The sequence below is a fragment of the Streptomyces davaonensis JCM 4913 genome, from assembly GCF_000349325.1.
Classification (GTDB): domain Bacteria; phylum Actinomycetota; class Actinomycetes; order Streptomycetales; family Streptomycetaceae; genus Streptomyces; species Streptomyces davaonensis.
The window spans coordinates 3594895-3613539 of record NC_020504.1; the positions used below are offsets into that span (position 1 = coordinate 3594895).

Below are 18645 nucleotides of genomic sequence, written 5' to 3' on the forward strand. Positions count from 1 at the left end.
ACGTTCCCTCTCTTCCGGCCGTTGACATGCCGTCCACACATCCGTACGTGTCACACTGCCGAGTCCGTACGAGGAGAGGGAACGACCGCACACCATGGACACCAGCACAGCGACCTCTCTCTGGGACGAACTCGTGGGCACCCAGAGCGACCCGGACCTGTGGGTCGTGATCGCGACCCTCGTCGCCGCGGTGGCGGTGGTCGTCCCGCAGGGCGTGTGGCGGGTCGCCCGCAACGCGATCACCATCGCCCACGAGGGCGGACACGGCCTGGTCGCCCTGCTCACCGGCCGACAGCTCACGGGCATCCGGCTCCACTCCGACACCAGCGGTCTCACGCTCAGCCGCGGCAAGCCGCACGGCCTCGGCATGATCCTCACGGCCGCGGCGGGCTACACCGCCCCACCCCTGCTGGGCCTCGGCGGCGCGGCCCTGCTCGGCGCGGGCCGCATCACCCTGCTCCTGTGGCTGGCCACGGCCCTCCTCCTGGCCATGCTGATCATGATCCGCAATGCGTACGGCGCGCTCACGGTGGTCGTCACGGGCGGCACCTTCGTCCTGGTGTCCTGGCTGGCGGGCCCGCAGGTCCAGGCCGCGTTCGCGTACGCGGTGGTGTGGTTCCTCCTGCTCGGCGGCGTACGTCCCGCTTTCGAGCTACAGGCGAAGAGGGCGCGTGGGGGCGCGGGCGACTCGGACGCGGACCAGCTGTCGAGGCTGACGCATGTACCGGCGGGCATGTGGCTGTTCCTCTTCCACGCGGTCTCGTTGTGCTCGCTGATAGGCGGGGGCAGGTGGCTTCTGGATATGTGACCAGCCAGATCGCCGCCGCACCGGACACTCGGCCTGCTTATAGAGTGGGCCTATGGCCCCGAACCACGCACAAAACGCCCTCTGGCCCGCCCCCCACGCGCGCGGTGCCGTCGACGCGACCGTCCACGTGCCCGGGTCCAAGTCGGTCACGAACCGAGCCCTCGTCCTCGCCGCCCTCGCCAGCGAACCGGGCTGGCTGCGCCGCCCCCTCCGCTCCCGCGACACCCTCCTCATGGCCGGCGCCCTGCGCACCATGGGCATCGAGATCGAGGAAGGCGTGGGCCCCGACGGCACGGGCGAGACCTGGCGCGTCCTCCCCGCGGGCCTCCGCGGCCCCGCCACCGTGGACGTCGGCAACGCCGGCACCGTGATGCGCTTCCTGCCCCCCGTCGCCGCCCTCGCCGACGGCCCCATCCGCTTCGACGGCGACCCGAGGTCGTACGAGCGCCCCCTGAACGGTGTGATCGACGCCCTGCGGGTCCTCGGTGCCCGGATCGACGACGACGGGCGCGGCGCGCTGCCGCTGACCGTGCACGGCGGGGGTGCCCTGGACGGCGGCCCGGTCGAGATCGACGCCTCCTCCTCGTCGCAGTTCGTCTCGGCGCTGCTGCTCTCCGGACCGCGCTTCAACCAGGGCGTCGAGGTGCGGCACACCGGCTCCACGCTGCCCTCGATGCCGCACATCCGGATGACGGTGGACATGCTGCGCGCGGTCGGCGCCCAGGTCGACACCCCCGAGTCGGGCGGTGAGCCGAACGTCTGGCGGGTCACTCCGGGCGCGCTGCTCGGCCGCGATCTGACCATCGAGCCGGACCTCTCCAACGCCCAGCCGTTCCTGGCGGCGGCGCTGATCACCGGCGGCAAGGTGCTGATCCCGGCCTGGCCGGCCCGCACCACCCAGCCCGGTGACCGGCTGCGGGAGATCTTCACCGAGATGGGTGGTTCCTGCGAACTGACCGAGTACGGCCTGGAGTTCACCGGCTCGGGCGCGATCCACGGCATCGACGTGGACCTGAGCGACGTCGGCGAGCTGACCCCCGGTATCGCGGCGGTCGCCGCCCTCGCGGACTCCCCCTCCACCCTGCGCGGGGTCGCGCATCTGCGGCTGCACGAGACGGACCGGCTGGCCGCGCTCACCAAGGAGATCAACGAACTCGGCGGTGACGTCACCGAGACCGCCGACGGTCTGCACATCCGCCCGCGCCGACTGCACGGCGGGATCTTCCACACGTACGAGGACCACCGCATGGCCACCGCCGGCGCGATCATCGGCCTCGCGGTCGAGGGCGTACAGATCGAGAACGTGGCGACGACGGCCAAGACGCTGCCGGACTTCCCCGAACTGTGGGCCGGGATGCTCGGGAACTGACGGGCGGACCGGGATCATGCGCCGTTACGGCAAGCACACCGACGAGGACGACATCCGCAGCCGCCCGAACCGCAAGGGCAACCGGCCGCGTACGAACATCCGCCCCAAGCACGAGGACGCGGCGGAGGGCATGGTCCTCACCGTCGACCGGGGCCGGCTGACCTGCCTGGTCGAGGACCGGGTCGTGCTGGCGATGAAGGCCCGCGAACTGGGCCGCAAGGCCGCTGTGGTCGGCGACCGGGTGGCGCTGGTCGGCGATCTGTCCGGCAAGAAGGACACTCTCGCGCGGATCGTCCGCATCGAGGCGCGCACCTCGCTGCTGCGCCGTACCGCGGACGACGACGACCCCTATGAGCGGGTGGTCGTGGCCAACGCCGACCAACTCGCCATCGTCACGGCGCTGGCGGACCCCGAACCCCGGCCGCGGCTCATCGACCGCTGTCTGGTGGCGGCGTACGACGGCGGACTCGAACCGCTGCTGGTGCTGACCAAGTCGGACCTCTCCCCGCCCGACAAGATCCTTGAGCTGTACGGCGATCTGGACATCCCGTACGTCGTGACCAGCCGCGCGGAGCTGGAGAACGGTGACGCGGCGGACCGGGTGCGCGCGGAACTGGACGGCAGGGTCACGGCGTTCGTCGGTCACTCCGGTGTCGGCAAGACGACGCTGGTGAACGCGCTGGTGCCCAAGGAGCGGCGGCGGCTGACCGGTCATGTGAACGCGGTGACGGGTCGCGGCCGGCACACCACGACCTCGGCGCTGGCGCTGCCCCTCGACGGGGCGGACGGCTGGGTGGTCGACACCCCGGGCGTGCGTTCCTTCGGCCTCGCGCACATCGACCCGTCCCGGGTCATCCACGCCTTCCCGGACCTGGAACCGGGAACCGAGGGCTGTCCGCGCGCGTGCAGTCATGATGAGCCGGACTGCGCGCTGGACGACTGGGTGGCGGAGGGCCACGCCGATCCGGCACGGCTGTACTCGCTACGACGGCTGCTGGCCACGCGCGAGCGCAAGGAAGGCGACTGACCTACGCGTTGTTTGCTTCCTTTGGGTCAGGTAAAGGCATACTCGCACCGAGCCGGACTTACGGGAGGACAGCACATGGCGTGGCTGCTGGTCATCGTGGCCGGATTGCTCGAAACAGGCTTCGCCGTCTGCCTGAAGCTCTCCCACGGGTTCACGCGTCTGTGGCCGACGGTCGCGTTCTGCATCTTCGCGCTCGGCAGTTTCGGCCTCCTGACGCTGTCCCTGCGGAAACTCGACGTGGGCCCGGCGTACGCGGTGTGGACCGGCATCGGCGCCGCGGGCACCGCGATCTACGGAATGATCTTCCTGGGGGACATCGTCTCGACGCTGAAGATCGTCTCGATCAGCCTGGTGATCGTGGGCGTCATCGGGCTTCAGCTGTCGGGGTCGGCGCACTAGGGCCTGGATGGGCCGCTAGGGGCGTAACTGCCGGTGCAGGGCGCAGCGTACGAGATCGGCCACGCCGCCCTCGCCGGGCGGGGCGGACACGCACGACAGCGCGATACGGACGACGAGTTCACAGGAGCGGGCGAGTTCCCCGCTGTCCGCCTTGTTGGCGCCCGGCCCGGACAGCGCGGTCACAGCACGGTCGCGGACGATCGTCACGAAGTCGCCGGGCGAGGGCAGCGGGCCGTCGGCGCGGCGCTGTGCCGGTACGGCGGAGGAGGACGGGACGGCCGACAGGGTGGGCGCGGGCAGGCGTTCGCTCCAGTAGCCGGTGAGCATGGCGCGGACGAGGGCGTTGTCGCGGGCGGCCGCGGTGGTCCACTCGGCGGTGGCGGTGAGCCGGTCACGGGCGTCCGAGTGCGTGCTCAACGCCCGCTCCACACCGGCGAGATAGCCGTCGGCCTCCCTGCGCACCAGCGCTCGCGCGAGGCCCTCCTTGCTCCCGAACTCGTTGTAGAGGGTCTGCCGCGACACCCCGGCCGTCGCGGCCACGTCGACCATCCGCACCGCCGACCACGCCCGACGCGCAAGCGCCGTATAAGCGGCATCCAGCAGAGATTCCCGCGCAGCAGGCATCGCGCCTCCCAAGCACCCGGCTCCCCGCCCAGATTTGACGCGCCCACCTGACCTGTCAAGGGTTGCGGAGCGGTACGGGGTCGGCGCGGGCGAGCGCGGACACGCCCCGCACCAGCTCCCCGCACTGTCCACACTCCGGCCCCGGTAGCCCCGTACAACCCCCGCCGGATACCGTGCACAACATGGCCGACTACCTCGACGATCTCCGCCTCGCCCACGTCCTCGCGGACGCGGCCGACGCGGCGACCATGGACCGCTTCAAGGCCCTCGACCTGAAGGTCGAGACCAAGCCGGACATGACTCCGGTCAGCGAGGCGGACAAGGCGGCGGAGGAACTCATCCGCGGCCAGCTCCAGCGCGCCCGCCCGCGCGACGCGATCCTGGGCGAGGAGTACGGCATCGAGGGCACCGGCCCCCGCCGCTGGGTCATCGACCCCATCGACGGCACCAAGAACTACGTGCGCGGCGTTCCCGTCTGGGCCACCCTGATCTCCCTGATGGAGGCGGGCGAGGGCGGTTTCCGGCCCGTCGTCGGCCTGGTCTCCGCCCCCGCCCTCGGCCGCCGCTGGTGGGCCGCGGAGGGCCACGGCGCGTTCACCGGCCGCAGCCTGTCCTCCGCCAGCCGCCTGAAGGTCTCCCGCGTCTCGAAGCTGAGCGACGCCTCCTTCGCGTACTCCTCGCTCAGCGGCTGGGAGGAGCAGGGCAGGCTGGGCGGCTTCCTCGACCTGACCCGAGAGGTCTGGCGCACCCGGGCGTACGGCGACTTCTGGCCGTACATGATGGTCGCCGAGGGTTCCGTGGACCTCTGCGCCGAGCCGGAGCTGTCCCTGTGGGACATGGCCGCCACCGCCATCGTGGTCACGGAGGCGGGCGGCACCTTCACCGGCCTCGACGGCCGTCCGGGCCCGCACAGCGGCAATGCCGCCGCGTCGAACGGTCTGCTCCACGACGAGCTCCTGGATTACCTCAACGAGCGCTACTGAGCCTCACGCGCCCTCTTGTTGACCCTCCCTTTGCCTGCCACTCTGAAAGTCCCACCCCTTGTGAATTTGTGAAACAATGAACAAGTGGCCCGGGACCCCCCCTCAGGAGGTGGCTGCATCCATGCTCGTCCGTGACGCCATGAGCACCGTGGTCCTCACCATCGGCCCCACCCACACCCTTCGCCAGGCCGCCAGGCTGATGTCCGCCCGCCGGGTGGGCGCGGCCGTCGTCCTCGACCCGGACGCCGGCGGCATCGGCATCATCACCGAACGCGACGTCCTCAACTCCATCGGCCTGGGCCAGGACCCGGACGCCGAACTCGCCCACGCCCACACGACCACCGACGTGGTGTTCGCCGCCCCGTCCTGGACCCTGGAGGAGGCGGCCCATGCGATGGCGCACGGCGGCTTCCGCCATCTGATCGTCCTCGATCACGACGAACCCGTCGGCATCGTCTCGGTCCGCGACATCATCCGCTGCTGGGCACCCCTGCGGCAGAAGGTCCCGGCCTGATCCCCCGCTCGCACGAACGGGCCGGACCCCCTTCCCGCAGGGGTCCGGCCCGCTTCGACAAGCGATCCAGTGCTGGTGGGTCGATCAGCCGCGCAGGGCCTGGACCGCGGCCTCCAGCCGCTTGCCGAAGTCCTCGTCCGCGGAGCGGAAGTTGCCGATCGCCCGCTCCACGATGTCCTCGCGCGAGACCTGGGCGATGAAGCCCGCCAGGTTCTCGACCAGGCGCTCCCGCTCGTCGTCGGCCATCAGCCGGTAGAGGTCGCCCGCCTGCACGAAGTCGTTGTCCTCGGCGTGGACGGGCGCCGGGTGGTTGCCCGTGCCGCCGCCGAAGCCGTCGTAGGACTGCCACAGCGGACGGCCGGTCTGCGCCGGGCCGCCGAAGCTGTTCGGCTCGTAGTTCTTCGCCCCGCCGTGGCGGCCGTCGTAGAGGAAGCCGTCGCGGGAGTTGGTGCGCGCCTCGGTGGCGTGCGGGCGGTTGACCGGCAGGTGGTCGGCGTTGATGCCGACGCGGTAGCGGTGGGCGTCGCCGTAGGCGAAGAGGCGGCCCTGGAGCATCTTGTCCGGGGACGGGCCGATGCCGGGCACGAAGTGGGCCGGGCTGAAGATCGACTGCTCGACCTCGGCGAAGATGTTCTCCGGGTTGCGGTTGAGTTCCAGCCTGCCGATCTCGATCGGCGGGTAGTCCTCGTGCGGCCACACCTTGGTGAGGTCGAACGGGTTGAAGCGGTACGTCGCCGCGTCCGCCGCCGGCATGATCTGCACCTGCACGGTCCAGCTCGGGAACTCGCCGCGCTCGATGGACTGGCGCAGGTCGCGCTGGTGGGAGTCGGGGTCCGCACCGGCGAGCCTGTCGGCCTCTTCCTGGGTGAGGTTCTTGATGCCCTGGTCGGTCTTGAAGTGGTACTTGACCCAGAAGACCTCACCGGCCTCGTTGTTCCACTGGTAGGTGTGCGAGCCGTAGCCGTTCATGTGGCGGTAGGAGGCGGGGATGCCGCGGTCGCCGAAGAGCCAGGTCACCTGGTGCGTGGACTCGGGGCTCAGGCTCCAGAAGTCCCAGACGTTGTCCGCCTCGGTCGAGCCCGTGTACGGGTCGCGCTTCTGGGTGTGGATGAAGTCGGGGAACTTGATGGCGTCCTTGATGAAGAACACCGGGGTGTTGTTGCCGACGAGGTCGTAGTTGCCCTCCTCGGTGTAGAACTTCAGCGCCCACCCGCGCGGGTCCCGCACGGCGTCCGCGGCACCGAGGTTGCCCGCCACGGTCGAGAACCGCAGGAAGGTCTCGGTCCGCTTGCCGACCTCGGAGAGGAACGCGGCCCTGGTGTACGGCGTGACATCGGCGGTCACCGTGAAGGTGCCGTACGCACCGGCGCCACGGGCGTGCACGACCCGCTCCGGGATGCGCTCGCGGTTGAAGTGGGCCAGCTTCTCCAGCAGGAGCTGGTCCTGGACGAGCACGGGGCCACCGACGCCCGCGGTCTCGCTGTTCTGGTTGTCGGCCACCGGTGCACCGGCTTCCGTAGTGAGCGGTCCCTGCGTCACGTCGTCCTCCTGCGCTGCTGTTCCGTGGCCGAGGCCATTCCTGCCCCTTGGCCAAAGCCGTTCCCGATCCTACAATGGACAATGTCTAAGTCAAATAAGGTTCCAAAGTCACACCCATTCGGAACCTGGTCACCCAGCTGTTAGGCTGTAGCGCATGAGCGACCTTCTGGAACGACTGCGCGGACGTGGATGGCGGATGACCGCGCAGCGGCGCGTCGTGGCCGAGGTCCTCGACGGCGAACACGTCCACCTGACGGCCGACGAGGTCCACGCCAGGGCCGTCGCCAAGCTGCCCGAGATCTCCCGGGCGACCGTCTACAACACGCTGGGCGAGCTGGTCACCCTCGGTGAGGTGCTGGAGGTCGCCACCGACAAGCGCGCCAAGCGGTACGACCCGAACGCGCACCGTCCGCACCACCACCTGGTCTGCGCCCGGTGCGGCGCGATCCGGGACGTCCACCCGACCGGCAACCCGCTCGCCGACCTCCCCTCCTCGGAGCGCTTCGGCTTCACGGTCTCCGACGTCGAGGTGACCTACCGCGGCCTCTGCCCGAGCTGCGCGGCGGCCGCGTAACCAGACGCCCGCGAGGAGCCCCGGCACCGATCCCGATCGGTGCCGGGGCTTTCTGCTGTCCACATCCTTCCAGTAGCTGACGGACCGTCATATCGTCGGCGGAACCCACCAGTCCGTTCCGCACTCCGCGAGGAGACCGAAGTGGGAGAGCCGTATCCGAAAGTCCGCGCACATGACCTGACCCGCACCTTCGGCCGGGGCCCCGGGGCGGTGGCAGCCCTGGGCCCCCTCGAACTGACCACCGCGCCGGGCGAGTTCGTCTGCGTCGTCGGCCCCTCGGGCTGCGGCAAGTCGACGCTCCTGCGCATCGCCGCGGGCCTGCTCCGCCCGAGCACGGGCCGCCTGGAGATCCGCACGTCATCGCCGCGCCCGGCGGCCATGATCTTCCAGGACTACGGCATCTACGACTGGAAGTCGGTCCGGGCGAACGTCCGCTTCGGCCTGGACATCCAGGGCGTCCCACGCCGCGAGGCGAACGCTCTCCGGAGGCATGCGCCAACGGGTGGCGATCGCCAGGGCCCTGGCCGTGGAACCGGAGCTCCTTCTGATGGACGAGCCTCCCCCACAGCCCTGAACGGGCGTGGGAGGTGCCCCCAGCAGCCCTGGACGCCCAACTGCGCATGAACCTCCAGGAGGAACTGCTGGACCTCACCCAGACCACCCGCACCACCACCCTCTTCATCACCCACAGCCTGGGGGAGGCGATCGTCCTCGGCGACCGCGTCCTGGTCATGTCGGCCCGCCCCGGCCGGATCATCGCCGAGCACCGCCCGCCGTTCCCCCGCCCCCGCACGGGCGACATCCGCTCGACGCCGGAGTTCACGGCGCTGAGGAGCGACCTGTGGGACCTGCTGCGCAAGGAGGCGGTCCCCGCATGACACTCGCCCCGGAATCCCTGCTGGTCCGCGCCCCGGGCCCGCAGGAGCTGAACCCGGCACGCGCGCACCGCCGCCGACGCACCCTGGAACTGTCCCTGGCCCTGACCGTGCCCCTGGCTCTGATCCTGCTGTGGCAACTGGCCGCGGCCCAGGGATGGATCGACGCGCGTGTGTACCCGTCACCGTCGACCATCCTGGCGGACGGCTGGGACCGCGCGGCGGCGGGCGAGCTGTGGCCGGATGTATGGGCAACACTCCAACGCGTCCTGGCGGGCTACGCGCTCGGCACCGCGGCGGGCTACGGCCTGGGCCTGCTGATGGGCTCCCTGCCCCTGGTCCGAGCGGCGCTGGAACCCTTGCTGGACGCCCTGTACGTCGTACCGAAACTGGCCCTGCTGCCGGTCTTCCTGAACATGTTCGGCCTGGGCGAGGGCCCGCAAGTGGCCCTGGTGGCGGCGACGGTGTTCTTCCTCATCTGGATCTCGACCATGTCGGCGGTGATGACGGTCCCCGAGGGCCACCGCGACGCGGGCCGCGTCTTCGGCGCCTCCCCCTGGCAGATGTTCCGCCATGTCCTGCTCCCCGCCTCCCTCCCGTCGGTCCTGGTCGGCGCGCGGATCGCGGCGGGCGTGGCGGTCCTGGTCATCGTCGCCTCGGAACAGATCGCCGCGACGAACGGCCTGGGCCACCTGATCTTCGACTCACGCGCGCTGTTCCAGAACGACGTGATGTTCGTCGGCATCGTGTGCGTGGCGGCGCTGGGGGTGCTGTTCTCGGAACTGGTACGCCTGGCCGGCCGCCTGCTCACACCCTGGGCACCGAGGGACCGGGGAAGGGGCCAGTCATGAGGCCACGGATGTACGGCGCCATGACGGCGGCCCTGCTGGCACTGGCGGCCTGTTCCTCTCCGTACGAGGGCGACTCGGCAACCGGAGCGGACGTGGACGGCCGGACGATCCGCCCGGTGGAAGGCTGCGGGAGGACGTCCTGGACGGACCCCGCGGACCGCTCCCCGAACCGGGTCCCGGCCCGCTGCGAACCGGGCGCCCCGCCCGCGCAGCCCCTCCCGGAACGCCGCAGCCTGACGATCGCGACGGGAACCCTGAGCGCCGAGTACGTGGCACCGCTCCAGGTGGCCCTGGACAAGGGCGAGTTCGCGAAGGAGGGCCTGGACGTACAACTGAAGGTGCTCCCCACGCCGGACGCACTGCCCCTGCTGGCCAAGGGCGATGTCGACGCCCTGTGGGCAGCGCCGGAGGCAGCGGTGATGAACGGCATAGGAGGAGGCTTCGACATCAAGTGGGTGGCGGGGAACTTCTCCCCCGACCCGGCGTCGAAGTCCGGTCTCTGGGTGCGCCTGAAGGACGGGGAGAGCGCGCAGAGCGTCCCCATGGCGGGCCGCACGCTGGGCACGATGATCGGAAAGGGCTCGGTGATCGCGTACCCCATGGAAAAGGCCCTCAAGAAGCACGGAGGCGGCCTGGCCGAGATCCAGTACCGCCAACTCGGCTCGGCAGACGTCCTGACCGCCCTGGAGAACGGCGGCGTCGACTCGGCGTGGCTGCTGGACCCGGTCTGGCGCAAGGTGGACGGCGAGCCCGAGTACGCCTTCCTGGGCGGCCAACCCATGGGCGAGCCACTGGGCGGCATGCTGTACGGCCGGACGCTGCTGACCGAGGACGTGGACGCGGGGGTGGCCCTGCTGAGGGCGTACATCCGCACGCTGAACACGTACTTCGCCACGGACTACAAACAGAACGCGACCTTCGTCACATACCTGTCGAAGTTGCTGAAGCCGGACAAGTCCCTGCTCCGCTCCACCCCGTCACTACAGATGGACTGGGAAATCCGCGCGGGAACCACAACCCGCCTACAGTCCGCGTACGCGTCCCAGGGCGCGATCTCCGGTGAACCACTACCGGAATCCCGAACAGTGACAAGGGCCTTGTACGAAGAGGCCGTGGGCCACACCCCATGAACAAACCAAGGGCCGGAACCCTTTCGGATTCCGGCCCTCGGCCTTCAGTAGCGGGGACAGGATTTGAACCTGCGACCTCTGGGTTATGAGCCCAGCGAGCTACCGAGCTGCTCCACCCCGCGTCGATGAATGGAACATTACGTCAAGGACGCGGACGGAGGCAAATCGCTTAACGGGAGCTGGTGCCGGCGCATGCCTTCCCGGCCCGGCGCTACGCCGACAGCTCCTCCCGCAGAGCGTCCCGCAGCCGCGCCGCCCGTTCCGAGACCTCCCCCGGTCCCAGAGCCACCGCCCGGTCGGCCCACTGCTGCCCCTCGGCCAGCTCACCCCGACGCGCGTAGACCAGGGCCAGCCGCAACGCCGCCCGCCCGTGACCGGCGTCGGCGGCCCGGGTCCACCACACGGCCGCCTCCGGCTCGCTGCCCTCCCGGGCCAACAGCAGCCCCAGATTGAACGCGCCATTGCGCGACCCGGCCTCCGCGGCCTCCCGGTACCAACGAGCCGCCTCCACGACATCCCCGCGCGCCGCGGCCAGCATCCCGACCCGCACCTGCGCCCGCCGATGCCCCTGCCCGGCAGCCCGCTCGTACCACTCCTCGCACTCGCTCTTCTCGTGCACGATCTCCCCGAGCTCATGCGCCGGCTCCGGCGGACGCCGCGCGTCGAGCACGGTCGCCAGCCGATACGCCGCCTCCGCACTGCCACCCCCCGCCGCACACCGCAGATGCCGCTCGGCCCCGGACTCGTCACCGTCCCTGAGCCGGGCGATCCCGACCTGGAGCGCGGCCTCGGTGTGGCCCGCGGCCGCCGCCCGCTCGTACCACCGCAGCGCGACCCCGTCCTCCCCCCGCCCGGCGAAGAGGATCCCGAGGTTGAAGGCGGCATCCACGCTCCCCGCCTCCGCGGCCTTGGAGAACCACGGCTCCGAACCCGCGGTGTCCCCGCCCTGGAGCAGCAGAATCGCCAGCGCGTTCGCCGCCTCCCGGTGCCCGGCGTACGCCGCCCGCCGGTACCACTGCTCGGCCTGCGCGGTCCGCTGCTGCTCGGCGCAGAGCAGCCCGAGGTTGTACGCGCCGTTCACATCACCGGCGTCCATCGCGGCCCGGTACCACCGCTCCGCGGTCTGCGTCTCCCCGCGCGAGGCATGCAGCGCGCCGAGCGCGTTCGCGGCGTTCCCGTCCCCCTCCTGGGCAGCCCGAAGCCACCACACGGCCGCGCTCTCCTCGTCCCCGGCGTCCCGCAGCAGGAACCCCAGCGCACAGGCGGCCCGCGCCTCACCGTCCTTGGCGGAGGTCAGGTACCAGCGCCCGGCCTCCTTCAGCTCACCGCGCCGCTCCAGGATCGCCCCGAGATGCAGCGCGGCCCGCCGGTGCCCACGCGCCGCGGCCTGCCGGTACCACTGCTCGGCCTCCGCCACGCCGGACGCCGCATCGGCCGCCTCGGCGTCGGCGCCGGAGTCGACACCGTTGTCACCGTCGGCCTCCCCCACGCCCCGCCGGTCCAGCGCTCTGGCCAGCCGGTACGCGGCCTCCCGGTGCCCCCGCTCGGCGGCGGCCCGCATCCACCGCCCGGAGCCGGCGTCCCCGCGGTGCTCCAGCAGATCGGCGAGCGCGTAGGCGCCCAGCGCGTGCCCCTGCTCCGCGGACTGCCGCAGCCAGTACTCGGCGGCCGGTTCGTCCCCGCGCTCCCGGTGATGACGGCCCAACGCGTGTGCGGCGGCGGCCGATCCGGCGACCGCGGCGATCCGCCACCAGCCCGCGGCCTCGTCGGCGTACCCGCGCTGATGGAGGAGAACTCCCAGATTGTTGGCGGCGGCACGGTCGCCCGCGGCGGTGGCGGCACGCAACTGGGGCTCGGCTCCGTCGAGATCACCACGGCGCAGCAGCAGGGCGCCGAGGACGCTCATCGCCTCGACGTCACCGGCCTCCGCGGCGAGCCGCAGGCGCAGCTCCTCGGCAGCCTCACCGGCTTCGTCCCGGTCGGAAGACTGCACAAAACGCCCTGTCTCCAACAGAGTTGCCTTGTCCCCCATAACGTCCATCGTCGCACCACCTGCAACCTGGGTACACCTGGTATACCGCAGCCAGTGAGGTCACTTCAGCGTTTTGTCGACATGCCCACAGAGAGACAAGTCAAACACAGTTCCGCCAACTCCCCACAGCGGCGCGGCGGTACCGCCGCGCGGCACATGCGTTCGCACATCACGAAGGCCCGGATCCAATGAGGATCCGGGCCTTCGATCGCAGTAGCGGGGACAGGATTTGAACCTGCGACCTCTGGGTTATGAGCCCAGCGAGCTACCGAGCTGCTCCACCCCGCGCCGTTGTGTGGCAACCGTATCACGGCGCGGGGTGGGCTTGATCAGCTGCTGTCCGGGCTGGGGCTCGGGCTGGGACTCGCCCCGCCGCCACCGGTCTCGCCGGACTGCGCGTCCTCGGCTCGCCGCAGCGCCTCCTCCAGGTCCTCCTGGGCCTTGCCGTACGCCTCCCAGTCGCCGTCCTTCAGCGCCTGCTGGCCGTCCTCGAAGGCCTTCTGGGCGTCGTTCAGCGCCTCCTGGACCGTGGGGTTCTCGGTCGTCGGCGGTGGCGTGGGCTCGGTGGGTTCGTCGCCGTCGCCCTCCGGTGGCTCGGGCGTCGTGCCCTCCGCGCCGAAGACCTTGTTGAGGGCCTGGTCGAGGGTGTCCTCGAAGGCCGTACTGCCTCCGTAGGTCACCAACACCTTGCGCAGCAGCGGGTACTTCAGCCCGCCACCGCGGACGTAGACGGGTTCGACGTAGAGCAGTCCGCCGTCCAGTGGCACCGCGAGCAGGTTGCCGTACTCGACGTTCGAGTCGCCTCTGCTGAGGAGGCTGATCGTCTCGGCGATGTCCTGTTCGGAGTTGAACTGGCTCTGGACCTGTTTGGGTCCGTTGACGGTGGTGTTGGTCGGCAGTTTCAGGATTCTGATCTTGCCGTAGTCGCCGGTGCCGGCTTCCGCGTCGACCGCCATGAACGCACTGAGGTTGTCACGGCCGTTCGGAGTGAACGTCGTCGTCAGCGAGAACGCCTGCTCCTTCTGGTCCGGCATCTTCATGCTCAGGTAGTACGGCGGCACCGCGTCGCCCGCCTTGTTGGTCGGGTCGTCCGGAACCTGCCACACCTCGCTGCCGCTGAGGAACGTCGTCGCGTCGTCCACGTGGTAGCGGCTGAGCAGCTCGCGCTGGACCTTGAACAGGTCCTGCGGGTACCGCAGATGGGCCATCAGCGACTCGGAGATGTCGCTCTTGGGCTCCACCGTGTTCGGGAACGCCTTCATCCAGGTCTTCAGGACCGGGTCCTGGGTGTCCCACTCGTAGAGCTTGACCTGACCGCTGTACGCGTCGACTGTCGCCTTCACCGAGTTGCGGATGTAGTTGACCTGGTTCTGCTGGGCCACCACCGCGCGGGAGTCGTTCGTCGCCGTCAGCGAGTCGGCCGTGGTGTCGCCGAGCGTCGTACGGGACGCGTACGGATAGCCGTTGGTGGTCGTGTAGGCGTCGACGATCCACTGGATCTTGCCGTCCACGACCGCCGGGTAGGCGTCACCGTCGATGGTCAGCCACGGCGCCACCGCCTCGACGCGCTCCTTGGGCGTGCGGTTGTACAGAATCCGCGAACCCTCGCCGATCGCCCCGGAGTACAGGATCTGCGGCTCGCTGAAGGCCACCGCGTACGCGGCGCGGTTTATCGGGTTGGAGAGGTTGACCCCGCTGTTGCCCTCGTAGCTGTAGGTCTTCTCACCGGTGTCGTCGGAGTAGTCGATCTCCTTCTGGGGACCGCCGACGATCGAGTACTCCGTGGTCTTCTCGCCGTAGTAGACCCGCTGCTGGTACTTGCCGAGGTCGCCCTTGGAGGGCAGATCCGACTCGGTGAAGACCGGGCGGCCCTGGGAGTCGGCGCTGGTGCCCTCGGCGGCGACCGCGCCGTAGCCGTGGGTGTAGCGGAAGTGGTCGTTGATCCAGTTGTTCTTCGGAATGCCGTTGAGGTTCAGCTCACGCAGACCGATGACCGTGTCCTGGTCCTTGCCGTCCTTGCTGTACCGGTCGACGTCCAGGTTGGTCGGGAAGCCGTAGTAGTTACGGATCTGCTGGAGCTGCTGGAAGGTCGGCGAGACCACGTTCGGGTCCATGATGCGGATGCTCGCCGTGCTGTCGACGTCGTCCCGCAGCTTGGTCTTGTCGTCGATGCTGCTCTGGCCCGAGTACTCGGTGACCTGGGCGTCGTCGATGCCGTACGCCTCGCGCGTGGCCTTGAGGTTCTTCTCGACGTACGGCGCTTCCTTGGCCTGCTCGTTCGGCTGAACCTGGAACTTCTGGACGATCGCCGGGTACAGACCGCCGATGAGGATCGCCGAGAGCACCATCAGGCCGAAGCCGATGACGGGCAGCTGCCAGGTGCGCCGCCACAGGGTGGCGAAGAACAGCAGGGCGCAGATGACCGCGATGCAGAACAGGATCGTCTTGGCCGGCAGATAGGCGTTGGCGTCGACGTACCTCAGGCCCGTCCAGTTGTCGGTCGCCTTGAAGTCACTGGACTTCACGGCCAATCCGTACCGGTCGAGCCAGTAGGCGACCGCCTTGAGCGCCACGAAGATGCCGAGCAGCACCGACAGATGCCCGGTCGCGGCCGAGGTGGCGCGCGCTCCGGGGCTGGTGATGCGCAGCCCGCCGTAGAGGTAGTGGGTCAGCGCGGCCGCGATCAGGGACAGGATCGTGGCGGCGAAGCCGAATCCGAGCAGGAAGCGGTACCAGGGCAGGTCGAAGGCGTAGAAGGAGACGTCCAGGTGGAACTGGGGGTCCTTCTGGTTGAACGACACGCCGTTGACCCACATCAGCCAGGTCCGCCACTGCCCCGACGCGGAGGCACCGGCGATCAGACCGACCAGAGCGGTGATCGCGAGCAGCAGCCACTTCTTGTACGGGGCGATGCCCATGCGGTAGCGGTCGAGGCTCTGCTGCTCCATCGACATGGCGCTCAGCGGCGGCCGCAGCCGGTGCGCCAGCCAGATGTTGAAGCCGACCGAGAGGGCCATCAGCAGGCCGAAGACGAAGAAGAGACCGATCTTCGTCCACAGGGTCGTGGTGAAGACGGACGAGTAGTTCACCGACCGGTACCAGAGCCAGTCCGTCCAGAAGCCCGCGAACATGGTGAACGCCATGCCGAGTACGGCAAGGACGCCCAGCGTCATGAGCAGGGTCCGGACACGCCGGGACGGGCGGCCCACTCTGATCCGTGGCCCCGTCGGGCCTCCGCCGCGGTCCGGCATCTGGAAAGCCAAGGTCTGCACCTCGAAGTTCGCTGTCGATACGTCAGGCCCTGGTCGTTTCGGGCCCTCCGGAGGGCCTCGTGATCGTAGGCCCACACCTATGCAACTTACTCACGCTTTACTCGGTTCCCGATTCCGGGCGGGAACGAGGCAGGATTGTGACCATGTCCAACACTCCCATGGCGGCGAGCCCGCTCACCCGGGCCGTACTCGAGATCGACGAGTACGCCTCCGGTCTCGGCTGGGACCAGCCCGCCCGCCTTTTCGCCCTCGTAGACACCGCACGGCTGCGGGCCCAGGAACCCGGTCTCGCCGCCCAGCTCGGACTGGAGGACGAGCAGGAGACCTCCGGCCTGACCCCCATCGAGCAGGACGAGATTCCAACGGGCAAGCCGCTCGACGAGTTCCTCGGCACCATCGCCTGGCCCGACGCGGTGACCGGCTGCGCGCTGACCGTGGAGCGCCTGATGCTGCCGCCGTCCGCGGAGGCCCAGGTCCCGCAGGGCCTGGACGAGGCCGCGCTGACGAAGTGGGTGGCCCGGCACCCGGAGCGCCAGGAGGTCCGGATGACGGTCGCGGTGCTGCGGGACGGCACCCGCGAGTCGGCCGTGCGCCTGCGCGAGAAGGACTCCCCGACGGAGGTCCTCACGGGCAAGGACCTGGTACCGGGTCTGGCGGAGGCGCTGAAGGCGACGTTCGAGGACTAGGGCCTCAGCTCGCGCTGCACTTCGGGAGGTCCGCGGTGTCGCCCGCGCGGATGTCCTTCAGGGCGCCGAGCGCGTCGTCGATGGTGCCGACCTTGACGAGGGTGAGCCCGTCGGGGGTGTCCTTGGCGGCGGACGCGCAGTTCTCGGCCGGGGTGAGGAAGTACTCGGCGCCCTTGTCGCGGGCGCCGACCGTCTTCATCTCGATGCCGCCGATGGGGCCGACCTTGCCGTCCTCGTCGATGGTGCCGGTGCCCGCGACGAAGGCGCCGCCGGTCAGGGCGCCCGGGGTGAGCTTGTCGTAGATGCCGAGCGCGAACATCAGACCCGCGCTCGGCCCGCCCACGTCGGCGAGCTTGATGTCGATGGTGAACGGGAAGGTGTGGTCGGTCCCGGCCGAGATCCCGACGATGGCCCGCTTCTCACCGGCGTCGTCGGAGGTCGCGGTGGTGATCGTGACCTTCTGGGTCTTCGTCGCCGACCGCTGCTCCTTCTCGGCGGCGGCCTGCTCCTTGGCCGGCACGATCGTGAACTCGACGTCCTCGCCGGGCTTGTGCTCGGTCACCAGTTCGGCGACGTCCGCCGGCTCCTTGACGGCCTTGCCGTCGACCGCCTTGATCACATCACCGGCGTGCAACTTGCCCTCGGCCGGGGAGTCCTTGACGACCGTGGAGACGATCACCCAGGACTGCACGGGGATGTCCAGCGCCTCCAGGGCGGCGACCTTCGCGCTCTCCTGGGACTGGCTGAACTCCTCGGCGTTCTCCTGGGTCGACTCCTCCTCGGTCTTGCCGTCCGGGTAGAGCGTCTCGTGCGGCACGACCTTGTTGTCGTGCGCGAGCCAGCCGTAGACGGCCTCGACGAGGTTCATCTTGTAGTCGGCGCTGGTGACCCGGACCGTGGTCATGTTCAGGTTGCCGCTGGTGGCGTACGTCTTGCGCCCCGAGATCTGGAGCACCGGCTCGCCGTCGTGATCCCCGAGGGTGTTCACCGTCGGCCCCGGGGACATCTCCGAGTACGGCACGGGGATGAACACTCCCGCGCACAGAAGCGCGATCAGCATCAGGGTGGAGGCGAGCATCGTCGCGGTGCGGCGTGGCATGCCACGACAGTACGGGACGCCCCTGTCAGCGTCCCGTCAGGGCCGCGTCTTCTCCATGGCGGCCCGGAACCGGGCATATCCGTCCAGCTCGGGTCCGTCGCTTCGGACCCTGCGGGTCCGGTTGGCCCAACTGCCCCACAGACCGGCGCCGACCGCAGCGACAAGCGGAATCAGCAACCAGGCGAGCGCCGCCATGCCGTCCTCCCAACCCCTATGAGCGACCGCAACTGACTGATCAGCAGATTAACCATCCGCACTGACAACGCTCACGCCAGGGGTGCGGTTACGCAACCGGAGGGGGGTTGGGGTACCCGGTCCGGCTCAACAGGCGCCGACCCACTCCTCGGTGCCGTCGGAGAACTTCTGGTGCTTCCAGATGGGCACCTCGTGCTTGAGATCGTCGATCAGCTTGCGACAGGCCTCGAAGGCCTCCCCGCGATGGGGGCAGGAAACGGCGACGACGACGGCAAGATCCCCGACGCTGAGATCCCCGACCCGATGCACGGCGGCAAGCGCCCTGACGGGGTACTCCGCGACAACCTTCTCGGCGATTCGCCGCATCTCGGCCTCGGCACTGGGATGGCAGGAGTACCCGAGTGCATCGACATCGGCACCCCCGTCGTGATTCCGCACGGTCCCCACGAACAGCGCCGTCCCCCCTGCGGCCTCGTCCCCGACGGCCCGGAAGACCTCGTCCAGAGAGAGCGCGGTCTCCCGAATGGAGATCAACTTGATGGGATCCTGCGCGGCCTGCTCACCGGGATGGTCGTTCATGGGTGCCATGCCCTCTATCGTGCCCCACCGGAAGCAACCCACGGAATACCGAAATCACCCGGCACACACGCGTACGACTTTGGAGCGTT

The 18645-nt window shown here is 69.8% G+C and carries 16 protein-coding genes, 2 tRNA genes and 1 pseudogene; 11 read left to right on the forward strand and 8 right to left on the reverse strand.

What is annotated here, in order from left to right; translation table 11 throughout:
• Positions 1-94: 94 nt before the first annotated feature.
• From BN159_RS15505 to BN159_RS15520, 4 genes are all read left to right on the forward strand, one after another.
• Entirely contained in the window at positions 95-808 is a 714-nt protein-coding gene (locus BN159_RS15505; RefSeq protein WP_015657928.1) for a M50 family metallopeptidase, read from the forward strand.
• A 52-nt stretch (positions 809-860) separates the two neighbouring features.
• Positions 861-2177 (forward strand): 3-phosphoshikimate 1-carboxyvinyltransferase, encoded by a 1317-nt coding sequence (aroA, locus tag BN159_RS15510; RefSeq protein ID WP_015657929.1) that lies wholly within the window; start codon positions 861-863, stop codon positions 2175-2177.
• Positions 2178-2193: 16 nt separating this feature from the next.
• Entirely contained in the window at positions 2194-3204 is a 1011-nt protein-coding gene (rsgA, locus tag BN159_RS15515) for a ribosome small subunit-dependent GTPase A (RefSeq protein WP_015657930.1), read from the forward strand.
• A gap of 75 nt (positions 3205-3279) precedes the next feature.
• Positions 3280-3603, forward strand: a complete 324-nt coding sequence (locus tag BN159_RS15520; RefSeq protein WP_015657931.1) for a DMT family transporter — start codon at positions 3280-3282, stop codon at positions 3601-3603.
• A 15-nt stretch (positions 3604-3618) separates the two neighbouring features.
• Here BN159_RS15520 and BN159_RS15525 read toward each other — a convergent pair whose 3' ends face one another.
• The gene (locus BN159_RS15525; RefSeq protein WP_015657932.1) at positions 3619-4227 is read right to left on the reverse strand and encodes a TetR/AcrR family transcriptional regulator; all 609 of its coding nucleotides are present in this window, start codon (positions 4225-4227) and stop codon (positions 3619-3621) included.
• Positions 4228-4409: 182 nt separating this feature from the next.
• On the opposite strand from BN159_RS15525, the gene hisN reads away from it, so the two are divergent.
• Entirely contained in the window at positions 4410-5210 is an 801-nt protein-coding gene (hisN, locus tag BN159_RS15530) for a histidinol-phosphatase (protein ID WP_015657933.1), read from the forward strand.
• A gap of 121 nt (positions 5211-5331) precedes the next feature.
• Positions 5332-5724, forward strand: a complete 393-nt coding sequence (locus tag BN159_RS15535) for a CBS domain-containing protein (protein WP_015657934.1) — start codon at positions 5332-5334, stop codon at positions 5722-5724.
• 84 nt (positions 5725-5808) lie between these two features.
• Here the strand turns inward: BN159_RS15535 and BN159_RS15540 are convergent, their stop codons facing one another.
• A complete protein-coding gene (locus BN159_RS15540) occupies positions 5809-7263 on the reverse strand; it encodes a catalase (protein ID WP_015657935.1) in 1455 nt (484 codons plus the stop codon).
• 154 nt (positions 7264-7417) lie between these two features.
• Between BN159_RS15540 and BN159_RS15545 the strand changes: the two genes are divergently transcribed.
• From BN159_RS15545 to BN159_RS15560, 4 genes and pseudogenes are all read left to right on the forward strand, one after another.
• A complete protein-coding gene (locus BN159_RS15545) occupies positions 7418-7837 on the forward strand; it encodes a Fur family transcriptional regulator (RefSeq protein WP_015657936.1) in 420 nt (139 codons plus the stop codon).
• Positions 7838-7978: 141 nt separating this feature from the next.
• Positions 7979-8715 (forward strand): annotated as a pseudogene (locus tag BN159_RS47870) (ABC transporter ATP-binding protein).
• Complete coding sequence (locus tag BN159_RS15555; protein ID WP_015657939.1) at positions 8712-9563, forward strand: ABC transporter permease; 852 nt, start codon at positions 8712-8714, stop codon at positions 9561-9563. The pseudogene BN159_RS47870 and the gene BN159_RS15555 overlap by 4 nt, the downstream one beginning before the upstream one ends.
• Positions 9560-10693 (forward strand): ABC transporter substrate-binding protein, encoded by a 1134-nt coding sequence (locus tag BN159_RS15560; RefSeq protein WP_041819350.1) that lies wholly within the window; start codon positions 9560-9562, stop codon positions 10691-10693. The genes BN159_RS15555 and BN159_RS15560 overlap by 4 nt, the downstream gene beginning before the upstream one ends.
• Positions 10694-10741: 48 nt before the next feature.
• Here BN159_RS15560 and BN159_RS15565 read toward each other — a convergent pair.
• From BN159_RS15565 to BN159_RS15580, 4 genes are all read right to left on the reverse strand, one after another.
• A tRNA-Met gene (locus BN159_RS15565) sits at positions 10742-10815 on the reverse strand.
• An 89-nt stretch (positions 10816-10904) separates the two neighbouring features.
• Complete coding sequence (locus BN159_RS15570) at positions 10905-12734, reverse strand: tetratricopeptide repeat protein (RefSeq protein ID WP_015657941.1); 1830 nt, start codon at positions 12732-12734, stop codon at positions 10905-10907.
• A gap of 205 nt (positions 12735-12939) precedes the next feature.
• A tRNA-Met gene (locus tag BN159_RS15575) sits at positions 12940-13013 on the reverse strand.
• A gap of 41 nt (positions 13014-13054) precedes the next feature.
• The gene (locus BN159_RS15580; protein WP_231905724.1) at positions 13055-15976 is read right to left on the reverse strand and encodes a UPF0182 family membrane protein; all 2922 of its coding nucleotides are present in this window, start codon (positions 15974-15976) and stop codon (positions 13055-13057) included.
• Between the two features lie 164 nt (positions 15977-16140).
• Here BN159_RS15580 and BN159_RS15585 point away from each other — a divergent pair, with 164 nt between their 5' ends.
• The gene (locus BN159_RS15585) at positions 16141-16683 is read left to right on the forward strand and encodes a PPA1309 family protein (RefSeq protein ID WP_015657943.1); all 543 of its coding nucleotides are present in this window, start codon (positions 16141-16143) and stop codon (positions 16681-16683) included.
• Positions 16684-16687: 4 nt separating this feature from the next.
• Here BN159_RS15585 and BN159_RS15590 read toward each other — a convergent pair whose 3' ends face one another.
• Together BN159_RS15590 and BN159_RS15595 are read right to left on the reverse strand one after the other, a co-directional pair.
• Complete coding sequence (locus tag BN159_RS15590) at positions 16688-17782, reverse strand: YlbL family protein (RefSeq protein WP_041819354.1); 1095 nt, start codon at positions 17780-17782, stop codon at positions 16688-16690.
• Positions 17783-18103: 321 nt separating this feature from the next.
• Positions 18104-18565 (reverse strand): molybdenum cofactor biosynthesis protein MoaE, encoded by a 462-nt coding sequence (locus BN159_RS15595; protein WP_041819356.1) that lies wholly within the window; start codon positions 18563-18565, stop codon positions 18104-18106.
• Positions 18566-18645 lie beyond the last annotated feature (80 nt).

Bases quoted from the DNA above. Each gene is read 5' to 3' on its own strand.
- aroA (WP_015657929.1), top strand. From the start codon at position 861: ATGGCCCCGAACCACGCACAAAACGCCCTCTGGCCCGCCCCCCACGCG.
- BN159_RS15570 (WP_015657941.1), bottom strand. From the start codon at position 12,734: ATGGACGTTATGGGGGACAAGGCAACTCTGTTGGAGACAGGGCGTTTT.
- BN159_RS15545 (WP_015657936.1), top strand. From the start codon at position 7,418: ATGAGCGACCTTCTGGAACGACTGCGCGGACGTGGATGGCGGATGACC.
- BN159_RS15590 (WP_041819354.1), bottom strand. From the start codon at position 17,782: ATGCCACGCCGCACCGCGACGATGCTCGCCTCCACCCTGATGCTGATC.
- BN159_RS15560 (WP_041819350.1), top strand. From the start codon at position 9,560: ATGAGGCCACGGATGTACGGCGCCATGACGGCGGCCCTGCTGGCACTG.
- BN159_RS15580 (WP_231905724.1), bottom strand. From the start codon at position 15,976: ATGCCGGACCGCGGCGGAGGCCCGACGGGGCCACGGATCAGAGTGGGC.
- rsgA (WP_015657930.1), top strand. From the start codon at position 2,194: ATGCGCCGTTACGGCAAGCACACCGACGAGGACGACATCCGCAGCCGC.
- BN159_RS15520 (WP_015657931.1), top strand. From the start codon at position 3,280: ATGGCGTGGCTGCTGGTCATCGTGGCCGGATTGCTCGAAACAGGCTTC.
- BN159_RS15585 (WP_015657943.1), top strand. From the start codon at position 16,141: ATGTCCAACACTCCCATGGCGGCGAGCCCGCTCACCCGGGCCGTACTC.
- BN159_RS15525 (WP_015657932.1), bottom strand. From the start codon at position 4,227: ATGCCTGCTGCGCGGGAATCTCTGCTGGATGCCGCTTATACGGCGCTT.
- BN159_RS15535 (WP_015657934.1), top strand. From the start codon at position 5,332: ATGCTCGTCCGTGACGCCATGAGCACCGTGGTCCTCACCATCGGCCCC.
- BN159_RS15555 (WP_015657939.1), top strand. From the start codon at position 8,712: ATGACACTCGCCCCGGAATCCCTGCTGGTCCGCGCCCCGGGCCCGCAG.
- BN159_RS15505 (WP_015657928.1), top strand. From the start codon at position 95: ATGGACACCAGCACAGCGACCTCTCTCTGGGACGAACTCGTGGGCACC.
- hisN (WP_015657933.1), top strand. From the start codon at position 4,410: ATGGCCGACTACCTCGACGATCTCCGCCTCGCCCACGTCCTCGCGGAC.
- BN159_RS15595 (WP_041819356.1), bottom strand. From the start codon at position 18,565: ATGGCACCCATGAACGACCATCCCGGTGAGCAGGCCGCGCAGGATCCC.